Genomic DNA, 12,399 nt, shown 5'->3' with positions numbered 1-12,399 from the left:
CCTCCACGTCCGCACCATGGCGCGGTGGGCCGACCTGCAGCCGTGGCAGCGGGTGCTCGAGATCGGCGCGGGTCCGGCCGGCTCCGTCACGTCTCCCGACGAGTTCGACGGCAGCCGGTTCGACCTCGTCCTCGCCTCGACGGTGTCCTGCGTGCTGCCGAGCTGGCGGCGGCGCACGTCGTGGTGCGGTGCGTGGTCGCCGGTGGGCGGCCGCGGACGGCGGAGGTCCGGGCGGGCGACGGCGCCTGCACCGGCCCGGGCGCCGTCACGTTGCCGCCGCGGCAGCCGCCGGGTGGCCGGATCCCCGCGCGCCACCGACCTCACGGCCGAGCTCGTCCCCGTCGACGACGGCTGGCGCGTGCGGCCGCGCGCCTGATCCGTCCGCGCGACCTGTCACAGAACCACCCCTCCACCGACCTACACAGACGTCCGCTACCAGCCGCCGTGGTGGACGCCCGGATGGAGGGCGGGGTATGGCACAGGGTTCGGTCGCCGCCGGCGGAGCCGTCGTCGCCAGGCGCACCAAGACGAAGCCGGCGCGCACACCGGGTGGCAAGGGCTCCGGCCGGGTCCGCAAGTGGATCCTCGGCATCGCGCTACTGACGGTGTTCGGCGTCGTCGGTGCGTCGTCGCTGGCGTTCGTCCCGGTCGCCACGGTCATGGCGCTCTGGTGCGAGATCACCGACCGCGCGCCGCTGGCCGAGTGCACCATGACCCCCGGCGGCGACGTCTGCACCGGCGGCGCCACGCTGGCCAACGTTCCCGAGCCGTGGGCCGAGATCTTCACCTCCGCCGGCGACGAGTTCAGCATCGACCCCGCGTATCTCGCGGCCATCTACCTCACCGAGAACGGCAACACCTGGAAAGATCTCGACACCGACTGGCCGAGTTCCGGCTGCTGCTTCGGCCCCATGCAGTTCAACCTCGGCGCCGGCACCTGGGACGCGTACAAGTACAGCGCCGGCGGCGGTCCACCCGACTACATGGATCCCGGCGACGCCGTCTTCACCGCGGCGAACCTCTTCACGCATGCCGACGGCGTCTACGGCAGCGTCACCGCCGAGACGCCGCTGGGCGACGCCGCCCGCTGGGATCCGGGCACCTTCGTCTACTCGGCCGCCAGTTACAACGCCGGACCGGCGGGCAACTGGAACAACGACGAGACCAGACGCTACGTCGAGAACGTGCACGCGCTCATCACGTCCAACTTCACCCAGGGCGGCACCGGCGACTACGGCCAGTACGCCACCTATCCGCCGCCGAGCGGCATGGGCATCGGCGAGGGCGGCGACGGCGAGCAGGGCGAGGGCGGCGGCTGGGCCGGCTGCGGCGGCATCAGCGGCGGCGGCCTCGACGGCGTCGTGCGCATCGCGGAGCAGGAGTACGCCAAGGGCATCGTCGAACAGCCGCGGGGCAGCAACTGCGGTCCGACCATCACCGACACCTACATCGCCAGCGGCTGCGAGCAGTGGTGCGCCGACTTCGTCAGCTGGGTCTACCTCGAGGCCGGCATCCCGTTCCAGCCCGAAGCCGGCACCCAGATGTACTTCTGGCGACATCAGTGGCAGATCCCGGCCGTCATCGGCATGAAGGCGTGGTTCGAGTCCGGCGGGCAGGGCCAGGAGTTCATCCCCGTCGGCAGCGCCGGCCCCACGAAGCCGCCGCGCCCCGGCGACGTCATGATCTACTCCGGACACGTGAGCATCGTGGTCGAGGTCGACGAAGCCAGCCGCACGCTGGTCACCATCGGCGGCAACGAGAACGACGCCGTCCAGCGCTCGTCCGGCACGTTCAGCGTCGGGCCGAGCGGCCCGGTGCTCGGCTACGGGCGGATGAACCCATGACCCGGCCGCGCTCCTCGCTGCTGCTCGTCGCCGCCGCGGCGGTGCTCGCCGTCGTCGGGCTGCTGCTGGTCTTCGGCGGTGGTGGCGACGACGGCGGCGGCGGCTCCGCGGGTGGTGCGGCCGGCGCGGCGCCGAGCCCTGCCGCGTCCGCGGACCCGGGCACGCCGGACGACGGTGACGCCGTCACACCTGACGACGCCGGCTCCGAGCCGCCCGCCGTTCCGCCGTCCGACCTCGAGACCGACGCCGCGACCAGCGACGACGCCGACGAGCCGCTCGAGCCGTCCGACACCCCGACCGCCCAGCCGACCCCCGCGCCCCGTCAGACCCCCACCCTGCCGCCGGGCATGCGCCAGCCCGAGCCCGTCGTCGTGCCCGACCCCGCCACCGTCGACGACACCGACCCGACCGCCGTCGCCGTCGCCGCTCTGACCGCCGCCTACAGCTTCGACGCCGCGAGCGACACGTCGGCCGAGGACGCCATGGCCCGGGTCCAGACGTGGCTGGCCGCGCCGCACGACGACGCCGCCTACGACCTCGACGGCCTGCAGCAGGACGTCCAGCGCGATTGGGAGCAGTGGGCGCGGCACCAGGCGTTCGCCTCGATCAACGCCATCGACCCGCACACCACCGACGTCGACACCCCCGACACCGCGACCCGCGCCGAGCGCCGGTTCTACGTCCGCATGACGCCGATCGGCCGTGACGCGTGGAACGGGCCGCTGGTCGAGCACCAGTGGTTCGCGTTCCTGGCCCGTGCGTCGGCGGACGAGCCGTGGCGCGTCGTCGAGCTGCAGACGCCGCTGGCGCACCGCTGACGTCCGCCCCTTGTCACAGGACCACCTCCGAGCGCACCTTCGACAGTAGGACCGACAACGGAGAGGCAGTCGCGTGGCGCCACATGACCCGGCCGACACCTTCGCCGTCGCGTCCGGGCCGCCCGACCCGGACGGCGGCGACGACAGGTTCGCGTCGGCGCGCCCGGCCGAGCCCACCATCAAGGGATTCACGCCGTGGCAGCTGGCCGCGAGCGCCGTCGGCGTCGTGTTCCTGGCCGTGTCGATGTGGGCCATCCTGGCGGCGCTCGACGAGCCCGACATCGGCGTCCTGTTCCTGCTGCCGACGCTGGCCTGCGCCGGTGCGCTGTACGCGGTGTCGGTCCGGCGGCGGCTGCGCCAGAACGCCGTCGCCGACCTCGCCGAGGCGCTGGTCCGGCACCTCGGCGTGCCCGACGCGTCGTACCTCGACATCGACGCGCGACAGTGGCAGGGCGGCTGGGTGGGCGTCCCGCACGTGCTGAACATCCAGTACCCGACCGAGGTCGACGACTCCGCACCCGACTGGGCCGCCGGCGTCGCCGAGGCCGTGCACCTGCAGCTGGACGAGCAGTACAGCGTCGGGCGCCACAACGTCCGCGGCCACCGGCTCACGCTGCGCGACCCCACCCGGAGCACCGGTTCGCTCACGCCCGAGCCGGCCGCGCGCGCCGAGCGGGCCCGCGACGCCGTCCGCCGGGCCCTGCCCGACCACGTCGCCCGGCCGGTGCCCACCCAGGCCGACCTGTCGTCGTGGCTGGTGCCGCTGGGTGTCGACGCCAGCGGCACGCGGGTCGGCTGGAACCTCGCCGCGCCGCAGGGGCATCTGCTGGTGCTCGGGCGCTCCGGCGCCGGGAAGCGGGTGCTGCTCACGGGCATCGCCATCGAGGCGGCGGCGCGCGGCTGGCCGGTGTGGATCATCGACCACCGCCGCGTCGACCTCCTCGGCGTGCGCGACTGGCCGAACGTGCAGATCGTCGCGTCCACGCTCGACGACCAGATCGTCGTGCTGAACCAGGCGTGGCGCGAGATGGAGGGCCGGGTCGCGCTGATCGAGTCCGGGACCAGCCGCAGCGAGCTCGAGCCGCTGGTCGTCGTCATCCACCATTTCCGCGAGTTCGCCACCGCCGTCGCCGACGCCGCCAACCGGGCCGGCCAGGGACCGGCCGCCGCGTCGCTGGCGCACGACCGCGTCACCGACCTGCTCCGCCACGGCCGCCAGGTCAACGTGTATCTCGTCCTCAGCATGCAGCGCGCCGACGACCCGCTGCTGCGTGAGGAACACCGCGACGACGTCGGCACCGTCGTGGCGCTCGGCCGCCTCGACAGCCGCGTGGCGTCGGCACTGTGGGGCAGCGACCGCCCGACCGAGCCGGCCGAGCCGGTGCCCGGCCGGGCCACGGTCCAGTCCGGCGACGCCACGCCGGCGCTGATCCAGTGCTACTGGACCCCCGACCCGCGCGAGGCGCGCCGCGTCAACGACGAGCAGGACCTCTACCTGCTCGACGCGCTGCGCCCCAGCGTCATCACACACCCCGTCCTGCACGTGCAGCGCTCCCGCGCGCTGGCCGACAGCCCCGAGGCGTCGTGGCGGGTCAACCTCAACGCCGACCTCGCCGAGGGCTACGGCGCCGGCACGTCCGGCCTCGCCGACTGGAGCCGCGCCCGCACCTCCGGCGGCGGTTCGGCGGCCGCGTCCACGCAGGTCGAGACCGCCGGCTGGTCCGAGATGATCATGGTGTCGCAGCTGCAGGCCGGCAGCCTCGCCCGCCTCGACGACGACACCGGCTGGGTCATCATCGAGCAGGTCGAGCCGGTCCAGAACGACGGCACCAAGCTGCAGCTGCACTGGCGTGGCAACGACGGCGCCGGGTCCCAGGTGGTGTCGCGCACGCGGGCGGTGCGCATCCGGCACCTCAGCGACGGCATCTACTGAGGGGCGCCATGGCCGACAACGTCTCCGACAACGACGTGTTCATGATGTTCCTGGCCGCGCCGCTGGCCCTGCCGGTGGTGGCGCCGCTGGTGTTCAGCTCGTGGGACGAAGGCCGCGAGTGGATGATCGACCGCGGCTTCATCGCCTCCGCCGACGACGCCGTCTGGGAGGTCCCCGGCTGGGACGGCGCCGGCATCAGCGGTGCCCACGTCGTGCTGCTGGTGTGCCTGGTGCTGTTCGTGCTCGCGCTCGGCAGCATCCTGGCGCGACGCAACCGGAACCGGAAGATCGACACCGAGGGCTGGGGCACCAGCTGACGCTCGCCCGCATCGCCGGCCGCCCCATTCGCCGTCGATCCGTCGGGCTGCGCTCGGTCCGGCCGGTACTCGACCGGCCCGTGGGTCGAGGAGTTGCGCGCCAACCGACCCCGTGGACCCTGGGCCGGTCCCTGCCGGCCCGCAGGACCTGGTCTGCCGACCTCGCCCGGTCCGGTCCGCCGCCCCCGCAGGTTCCGGTCCGCCGACCTGGCCGATCGTGCCGACCTGGGCCGGTCCTGCCGGCCCGCAGGATCCGGTCGGCCCCGCGCTGTTTGAGCTGGCCTGGTTCGCTCGCTTCGCCGACTACATCGCGTTCACTGCCGACCCGAGGCGTCCGAGCGTTCTCGGCCGGCGTCCGGTCGATGAGGCGGGTGACCGGCCTCAGCCCCGCAGCCGCGCGCGGTAGGCGGGCGCGGCTAGGTCAGAAGACCTCGACCGTGACCGGGGCGCGGTGCCAGCCGAACGCCGTCGAGAGGCGCGCGACGGAGCCGGGGGTGCGCTCGGTCACCAGTCCGCCGGCCGCCAGCGTGGCCGCCGAGACGCCGCCGAGGTAGAGCGAGCCGAGCGCGCGGACGTCCAGGGCGAGGTCGGCGTCGGCGTCGGTGGGCGTGACGTCGGCCTTGGCGTCGTCGGCGACCAGTCGCCAGCGGCCGGTGTTGCCGGCGAACGTGGGGTCGGTGACCTCGAGCACGACGTCGACGGGGGCGGCGTAACGCCGGGCGGCGAGCGCGCCCGCGACGTCGAGGATGCGGACCCACAGCGAGCCGCCGGCCGACCCGACCAGCGCGTCGGGGTTGTTGACCAGGTGCGGCAGCGGGTCGTCGACGGGGCCGTGGGTGTACTTGACCGTGCGGACGAGGTCGACCGAGGTCAGGAACCGCCACAGCGCGGCGTGCGCGTCGGGCGTCTCGGCGAGCAGCTCGGTGACCCGGACCTCGCCGTCGGGGCCGGTCTCGTTCCAGCCGGACTTGAGTCGGTACCGGGCGTAGCCGCGCACACCGCCGTCGTCCTCGTACACGACGGTGCGTTCGGACGACATGCCGCGCCGCCAGCCCTTCGGGTCGGCGGTGAGGTACTCCCACCACTGGCCCGGCCGGGTGGACAGGCCGGGACGGTGCGCCAGCACGCGGTCGAACACCGCCCGGATGTCGTCGAGGACGTCGCGGGTGGCGGCCGTCCGCAGCCGGGCGCCGTCGGGCGTGCTGCCGCCGACGGTGATGTCGCGGCTGCCGATCTCGTACGACACCCGCCACGATGCCAGGCCGTAGCCGTAGCGTCCGTAGATGGCGCCCTCGCTGGCCCAGAGCACGGCGAGCGGCTCGGTGCCGCGGCCGTGCGCCTCGGTCAGCATGGCGTTCATGAGCGCCGTCAGCACTCCACGCCGGCGGTGCGTTGACGCGACGCCGACCCCGGTGACGTGGGCGGCCGGGATGACGCCGCCGGGCACGCTGAGGTCGCGCGTGATGACGAGGCCCGAGCCCACGATGCGCCCGGCGTCGGTCATCAGCTGGGTGCGGCCGGGCTCGAAGATCATCCGGTTGTAGTCGGCGGTGTCTTCGTCGACGTCCTCGAGGAACGCGTTGGCGATGTGGGCTTCCAGCTCGGCGTAGTCGGCGTCGGTGGCTGTGCGCAGGACCAGGTCGTTCGTCACCGTCCTTGTCTAGCGCATGCTTCCCGGCTGGGCCAGAGGTTTTCGGCGCGGGTGGGCTGGTGAGGCGGCCGGGTCAGACGGTGCGGTGCTGGGCCTGACGTGCCTGGTGTTCGGCGTCCTCACGTTGCCGCCGCCGGCGCTCGGCGTCGTGTAATGCCGCGTCGACCCGCTGGCCCGCCTTCTTGAGGAGCTCGACGATCTCGTTCCAGCGAGCGGTGAGTGCGCGGATGGCCGTGGTGAACGAGGACTCGATGGCGCTGCCGATGCGCTGGCTGATGGCGGCGTCGTGGGGGAGCGCCTGCTCGGTCTTCGCGGTGATGCGCTTCTGAACGGCCGTGAGGTCGGCGGCGGTGGCCTCACGGCCGCGCACCGCCGCGGCGAGGGCATCGTGGAGGGCCCGCTGCGACTCGCGCAGCAGGCGGATCTCCTCTTCGATGCCGCCGAGGGTGGACGGCGCGGTGGACATGGCTACCGCCGGGCGACGTGGACGGCTTCGCTGCCGCGGTCGCGGACGGCGCGCGCGGCGGCCGGGATGACCTGGGCGAGCCGCTTCTTCACCTGCGCGAGGTTGGACGTGACCTGGCCGGCGCCCTTCGTGATCTGTTCGCCGTGGTCGAGCAGTTGGTCGGTGCTCCGGCTGATCTGCTGCGCGCCCTCGGCGACGCCGTCGACCGCACGTTCGAGGCGCTCGGCGCTCTGCCGCAGGCTCTCGGTGAACTGGGTGACCTGCGCGGCGATGGGCCGGATCTGCGGCTCGAACGCGCCGGCCAGGTCGGCGTCGCCGCGTTGGAGGTCGTCGCAGGCGGATTGCAGCAGGCGGGCGCCGTCCTCGGTGACCGAGGCGGCGCGCTCGAGTTCTTCGAACTTCGCCCGCGCGTTCTCGGCCCGGGCTCGCAGCCGTTCGGCGGCCGCCTTGGCCTCCTCGGCCGGTGCGCGCAGGTCGTGCAGCGCCTCGATGGCCGCGTTGGCCTTCTGTTCCAGCTCGGTGAGCCCGCGCGATGTCTCGTCGCCGCCGCGGGTCAGCCCGCTGGCGACGTCGATGAGGATCTCGCCCGATTCCTTGATGCTCGGCATGGCTGCCGCCCTTCTCGTTCTGGCCCCCACCTGCCGGGTCGGGATCGGGCCGCTTACTTTCCTGTAGGTCGTTTTTCGAGGGCGAATGTGACAGGTGGCGCTGATATTTCAGAGAGCGCCGGCCGCGATATTGGCCACCGTCAGGGCGAGCAGCGCCGCCCCGCCGATGCGTGCGCCGTACCTGACCAGTGCCGTTGTGTCAGGCCGGCGCGAGAGCCCGGCGCCCCGGCACACGCGGGGGAGCCGGCGGGCCGCGGCCACGCCCAGCCCGACCGCGACGACGGCCAGCGTGCAGGCGATCAGCAACGCGAGCGTCATGGCGGCGGACACGCGCGTGCCGGCGATGACCATGACGGCGGCCCCGGCCAGCCCGGCGCCCACGGCGGCGCTCGTCGTGACCCGCCGCGACTGTTCGTCGTGGGCGACGAGCCAGGTCTCGAACTCGGCCTCGGCCAGCTTCAGTTCGTCGCGCCTGCGGCCGAGCGCGGTCAGTGCCACGCCGAGGTCGGCGCCGCCGGTGCGACGCAGCCGGTCGACCGCCGGCGTCGGGTCGTCGAGCTCGTGGGCGGTTGGCCGCACGACGGGGTCGGCATGGACGGCGGTGGCGGCGCCGCCCGTGGGCGCCGCCCTGCTGGGGCTGGCCGGACGATTGGCGTACGTGTGGTCGGCGGGACCGTAGCCGGCGTCGAAGCCGGACGTGTCGTCGACCGATGGACGGTGACCGGTGGGCGGCACGTGGTCCGGATCAGTGCCGGCGCGCGGAGAACGGTGGCCGGCGGTGCTGGCGGACGACCCGTGGTCGGCGTCGGCCGTCCCCGCGTGACCGTAGCCGGTGGACGGCTGATCGCCGTGGAAGACGGGATCGACGGCGCGACGCCCGGCCGGGTCGGCGTAGGGGGGCGCGTCGTAGGTCCAATCGGTGGGTGGGCGTTGGTGCGGATCGGCACCGGTACGCGGTGAGCGCTGGCTACTAGGCGGTTGATCGGCGGGTGGGTAATGGTGCGCGGTGGCAGCGAACGATCCCTGGCCTGGGTCGGCGGCGGGCGACCAGAGCTGGCCGGCGGCGTCGATGGGCCGGTGATCGTCGGGGTGAGGGGCGGCGAACGGATCGTCGGCGATGGCGGGGCCGGGGGCTTGGCTGGGGCGCCGGTAGCTGCTAGGCGGTTGATCGGCGGGTAGGTGGTGGTCCGCGGTGGCAGCGGACGACCCCTGGCCCGGGTCGGCGATGGGCCACGAGCGCTGGCCGGCGGCGTCGAAGCTCCTGTGATCGTCGGGGTGAGCGGTGGGGACGTGGCCGGCGAACGGATCGTCGCCGATGGCGGGGCCGGGGGCTTGGCCGGGGCGCGGGTGGTGGGTGAGTGGCTGGTCGGTAGCGGGGGCAGCGCCGGGGGCGTGGCCGAGGTGGGGGTGGCGAGCGGGTGGCTGGTCGGCGGTGGCGGGGGCAGCGCCCGGGGCGTAGTCGGGGTGGGAGTGGCGGGCGAGCGGGTTGTCGGTGGCGGGGGCAGCGGCGGCGGCGTAGTCGGGGTGGAGGTCGTGGGCGGACGGCTGGTCGGCGGCGGGGGCAGCGCCCGGGGCGTGGTCGGGGTGCGGGTGGCGGGCGAGCGGGCCGGCGGTGGCTGGGCCGGGACCCCGGCCGCCGAGGAGCGGGGTGAGGCCGTACTCGGAGCGGACGGTGGCGCAGTGGGCCAGTCCGTCATCAGCGGCGGAGGAGGCGCGGTGGATGCCACGGAGCCGAGTGGCGGCGGTCTGCTCGCGCTGCTCGGCGTCTTCGCGGGTGCCGGCGTCGTCGTTGCGCAGCAGCTGTTCCGTGCTCTGCACCGACGACGTGAAGCGGGCGAGGGTGGCGCAGTAGGCGCGCATGGCCGGGGTGCGGACGGGGGCGGCGGAGCTCGGCGTGGCGGGATCGCCGGTGGTGCCGAACTCGACCTCGGCGGTCATGGCGTCGCTCCGAACCCGGAGGAGGGCTCGTCGTCAGGACCGCCAGGAGGCGCAGCCGGACGGAGATCGGGGAGGACGGTTCCGACCTGGAGGGGGTCGAGCAGGACGGGGTCGGCGTCGCCGGCGAGGTCGTGGAACCAGAGGCGCCCACGTGACGCGGGGAAGGGTGGGCGGACGCCGAGGAAGGAGGTGGTGTCGATGAGGTCGCCGCCGGTGTCGGCCCGCAGCTGCAGCCGTTCGCCGTGCTGGCCGAGCTTGCGCAGCCGGTCGGGGGTGTCGAGCCAGATGAGCGGGAACACCGACAGAGCCGGCCCGGTGCCGCACAGCCAGCCGAGCGGATGGGGCTCGTCGCTGTAGAGCGGCGCCTCGATCGACGAGTACTGCAGCCCGAGCACGGCGACGAACACCGGGCCGGACGGGCGGGTGGCCACAGCGGGCAACTCGTCGAGCCCGGCTTCGTCGAGCACCGCGACCCGCGAGCCGAGCCAGTGGACCACCTGGTCGAGGGGGCGGCGGCCGGGGATACGCGGGGGCAGGAGGTCGACGACGACGAAGCCGGCGTCGTCAGAGCCCGGCTGGAGGGCGAGCCCGGCCATCATGGCGCTGACGGCGCCGACGGCGTGGGATTCGTCGCGGCCGGCCAGCAGCAGCCCGCGACCGTCGCCGGAGCGGGCTGGAACCCCCACCAGCGGCGGCGACACCCCCACGGGCGCACCGACGTAGACGGTGGGCCCGGGTGTGGACGCCAGCACGGGCGCGGCGTCGCCCAGCTCGACGCCGCCGGTGCCGCGGCTGACGCGGATGCGGGGATCGGCCCCGAACCGGGCGACGACGGAGTCGCGGATGCGGCGACGCTCGTCGGCGTCGAGCAGCCCGCCCTGGAACAGCTGGTCGGCGTCTTTGTCGCCGCGCGCGTGGTTGAGCACCCCGGAGCCGCGGCGGCCGGTGTCGAGGCGGTCGCGGACGGTGCGGTCGAGCAGCAGGCTGAGCTCGTCGGGCTTGCACCGCAGCCCGACCCGCAGCTCGAGCTGGTCGAAGACGGACGCCTTCTGGGCGGCCCGGCCGGTGCCGACGGAGTTGAGGCTCTGCGTGGCCAGCAGCACGTGGACGCCCTGGCTGCGGCCCTGCTTGACCAGGACGTCGAGGGTGTTCCAGGCGGCATCCTCGGTGGGCCCGGCGAGCATGAGCTGGAACTCGTCGGCGACGAACAGCACGCGCGGCAGCGCCTCACCGGTGGCCTCGCGATACTGGGCGATGTTCTTGATCTCGCGGCCGCTCGCGGCGGACGCCTCTTTGAACAGCTGCTTGCGCTGGGCGTCGACGGCGGCGAGGTGCTGCAGGACGCCGAGCGCGAAGGTGGCGTCGGCCTCGATGCCGACGGCGCGCACGTGCGGCAGCGCGGGCCGCCCGGGGCGGGGCGCGTACTCGGCGAACTCGACGCCGGCCTTCATGTCGAGGAGGTAGAGCTCGAGCTCCTCGGGCGGGTACCGGTGCGCGAGCGCGTGGATGAAGGCGTGCAGCAGCGTCGTCTTGCCGGAGCCGGACGGCCCGACGACGATGCCGCCGATGGCCACGCCTTCGTCGTCGCCGACCGCGAGCTCGAGGGCGGAGCCGTCGGCGGCCTGGCCGACGGTGGCGGCGATGCGGGTGTGGGTGGTGCCGGCGCCGGGAGGCTCGGCGGCGAGCAGGTCGCTGAGCACGACCGGGCGGTTGACGCCGCGACGCACGGCCGGCGCCAGGATGGTGGTGAGGAACCGGTGCTGCGCCGAACCGGGCGGGTTGGGGCAGCGCACTCGCGCGTGATGCAGCAATGCCGGCGGCGACGACGCCCAGGTGGCGCCGCCCTCGTGGTCGACGTGCAGGTGTTCGGCGTTCTCGAGGAGGTCGGCCAGCGCGACGCCGTGCGGCAGCTCGCGCCCGGTGTCGATGACGGCGACCACGGCGACGCCGCAGCGGTTGCCCGTGCGCGCCAGCGACCAGAGCTGCTGGGCGTCGTCGGCGGTGAGGTGGGGGCCCAGCCCGGCCGCGAGCACCAGCGAGCAGGGGATGCCCTGCGCGTTGCCCTCGCGCCAGCGGGTGACCAGGGAGTCGTCGTCGCCGAGCAGCACCTGGCTGTTGAGCCGGTGGACGTGCTCGCGCAGCGCCCGCAGCTCGGCCGAGACCTCCTCGTGGGTGGCCCGCACGCCGCCGGCGACCAGCGGCTCGGGCAGCCGGCTGAGGACGCCGAGGTTCTGCCCGAGCCCGCCGGGGTCGAGCAGGTGCAGCCGCAGCGAGCCGGGCAGCGCGGACGCGAGCGCGCGGGTGACGAACGCCTGCGCGAGGTTGTGCGCCGGGGCGCGGCCGCCGGGCGCGTGCGTGATGACGACGTTGCCGCCCAGCGCGGGCAGCACGAACGGCAGCTCGACGATGTTGCTCGGCGACGCGAGCCCGAGGGTGGCGGCCCGCACGACCTGGGTGACGTCGACCGGTTGGTCGTACGGCTCGGCCCAGAGCGGGGACTCCCAGCCCTCGTGCGCGTAGCCGGGGCCGCGGCCGAGCAGTTCGGTGATGTCGAGGCGGACGCGGTCGGCGGCGGCCAGCAGCGACGCGTGCGACCGGGCCTGCCGGCGCCGGGAGTCGCGGGCGATGGCCTGCTGGTCGTCGGCGAGCCGGCGGCGTTCGCGCTCGGCGGCGGCGTGGGCCAGCGTGCGCAGGCGGAGTGCGGCGTCCTCGGTGGCCTGGACGGCGTGCGCCAGGGCGGCCGGGCCGTCGTCGCTCGGGCCGGGACCGCGGAGAAGACCGAGGTGGAGGGCGGATACGCGCATGCCTGCCCTTCCTGTCGAGT

Annotated in this window: 10 protein-coding genes; 5 read left to right on the top strand and 5 right to left on the bottom strand. The window is 74.4% G+C overall.

Features of this window, described 5'->3' with window-relative positions:
- The first annotated feature begins 16 nt into the window (after positions 1–16).
- The 5 genes from BLU82_RS29175 (at position 17) to BLU82_RS29155 (ending at position 4,912) form a co-directional block, all read left to right on the top strand.
- Positions 17–376 carry a hypothetical protein gene (locus BLU82_RS29175; RefSeq protein ID WP_092624388.1) on the top strand — a complete coding sequence of 120 codons (360 nt, stop codon included), beginning with the start codon at positions 17–19 and terminating at the stop codon, positions 374–376.
- Positions 377–473: 97 nt separating this feature from the next.
- Positions 474–1,844: a CHAP domain-containing protein gene (locus BLU82_RS29170; protein ID WP_092624387.1), complete on the top strand. Its 1,371-nt coding sequence runs from the start codon at positions 474–476 to the stop codon at positions 1,842–1,844.
- A complete protein-coding gene (locus BLU82_RS29165) occupies positions 1,841–2,662 on the top strand; it encodes a hypothetical protein (RefSeq protein ID WP_092624386.1) in 822 nt (273 codons plus the stop codon). The genes BLU82_RS29170 and BLU82_RS29165 overlap by 4 nt, the downstream gene beginning before the upstream one ends.
- A 73-nt stretch (positions 2,663–2,735) precedes the next feature.
- Entirely contained in the window at positions 2,736–4,595 is a 1,860-nt protein-coding gene (locus BLU82_RS29160; protein WP_092624385.1) for a hypothetical protein, read from the top strand.
- 8 nt (positions 4,596–4,603) lie between these two features.
- The gene (locus tag BLU82_RS29155) at positions 4,604–4,912 is read left to right on the top strand and encodes a hypothetical protein (protein ID WP_069109343.1); all 309 of its coding nucleotides are present in this window, start codon (positions 4,604–4,606) and stop codon (positions 4,910–4,912) included.
- Positions 4,913–5,333: 421 nt separating this feature from the next.
- On the opposite strand, the gene BLU82_RS29150 is transcribed toward BLU82_RS29155, so the two are convergent.
- The 5 genes from BLU82_RS29150 to BLU82_RS29130 all read right to left on the bottom strand — a co-directional run bounded on the left by BLU82_RS29150 (position 5,334) and on the right by BLU82_RS29130 (position 12,379).
- Complete coding sequence (locus tag BLU82_RS29150) at positions 5,334–6,563, bottom strand: GNAT family N-acetyltransferase (protein WP_092624384.1); 1,230 nt, start codon at positions 6,561–6,563, stop codon at positions 5,334–5,336.
- Positions 6,564–6,636: 73 nt separating this feature from the next.
- On the bottom strand, positions 6,637–7,029 hold the full coding sequence (locus tag BLU82_RS29145) for a hypothetical protein (RefSeq protein WP_092624383.1): 393 nt from the start codon (positions 7,027–7,029) through the stop codon (positions 6,637–6,639).
- Positions 7,030–7,031: 2 nt separating this feature from the next.
- Positions 7,032–7,637, bottom strand: coding sequence for a hypothetical protein (locus tag BLU82_RS29140; RefSeq protein WP_092624382.1), 606 nt, complete (start codon positions 7,635–7,637; stop codon positions 7,032–7,034).
- 108 nt (positions 7,638–7,745) lie between these two features.
- The gene (locus tag BLU82_RS29135; RefSeq protein WP_092624381.1) at positions 7,746–9,575 is read right to left on the bottom strand and encodes a hypothetical protein; all 1,830 of its coding nucleotides are present in this window, start codon (positions 9,573–9,575) and stop codon (positions 7,746–7,748) included.
- Complete coding sequence (locus BLU82_RS29130) at positions 9,572–12,379, bottom strand: FtsK/SpoIIIE domain-containing protein (RefSeq protein WP_092624380.1); 2,808 nt, start codon at positions 12,377–12,379, stop codon at positions 9,572–9,574. The genes BLU82_RS29135 and BLU82_RS29130 overlap by 4 nt, the downstream gene beginning before the upstream one ends.
- Positions 12,380–12,399 lie beyond the last annotated feature (20 nt).

The sequence above is a fragment of the Jiangella sp. DSM 45060 genome (assembly GCF_900105175.1).
GTDB lineage: Bacteria > Actinomycetota > Actinomycetes > Jiangellales > Jiangellaceae > Jiangella.
The sequence above is the reverse complement of the archived record's forward strand: the minus strand, read 5'-3'. Positions and strand labels throughout refer to the sequence as shown.